This window comes from Bartonella sp. AA81SXKL, assembly GCF_042196945.1.
Taxonomy (GTDB): Bacteria; Pseudomonadota; Alphaproteobacteria; order Rhizobiales; family Rhizobiaceae; genus Bartonella.
This window is the reverse complement of the sequence record NZ_JBHIRH010000221.1, coordinates 1-735: the sequence shown is the minus strand read 5'-3', so window position 1 is coordinate 735 and position 735 is coordinate 1. Positions and strand designations below refer to the sequence as shown.

Here is a 735-nt window from a genome sequence, read left to right as displayed (position 1 = left end):
AATGTTGCCCAGCTGAATAAGGTGAAAGGATTGATATCGGAAGCAGGAGGTTGGAAGCTTTCTGTTAATGGCGGTGATGCTACAGATGTTAATACAGGCAGTACAGTAAAGCTTTTAGGTGTTAATGCGGAAGATGGTAATGAAGAAAGTAAGAATATCAAAATTACCAAAGGCAATAACAATGAGGTACAATTTGATTTAAATGATATTATCAGAGTTAAACGTGTAATAGCGGGTAAGGCAAATGTAAGTGATAATGGCTTTGTAATTACTGGTGGTCCAAACATGACTACTGGTGGTATTAATGCCGGCAACAAACAAATTAAAGGTGTAGCAAATGGTACTCTAGATAATGATGCTGTAAATGTTTCACAGTTAAACGAAGTAAAAAATCAGATAGCCGGAAATAGCCTTGTTAAATGGGATGAAGAGAAGCAGCTTATCACTGTTGGTAAAGATAAAGACGGCACCAAAATTAATATTGCAAATATTAACAATCAAAATCGAGTTGTTTCTGGTGTTGCTGATGGTGGCCTCGGTGAGGATTCGAAAGATGCAATCAATGGTAGCCAAATTAACAAAATATCTGGAGATGTTGCGAAATATTTTGGTGGAGATGCCGCATTTGCAAATGGTGCATTTGTAGGACCAAGATATAATTTATCTACAGTTTCTGCGGATGGTACGGTAAAACAGAAAACCTTTGAAGATGTTGGCTCAGCGTTAACAGGGCTT

1 pseudogene is annotated in these 735 nt (G+C 37.6%); it reads left to right on the top strand.

Annotated features, from left to right (window positions below):
* Positions 1–735 (top strand): annotated as a pseudogene (locus tag ACFINZ_RS10720) (hypothetical protein); the annotation flags it as partial.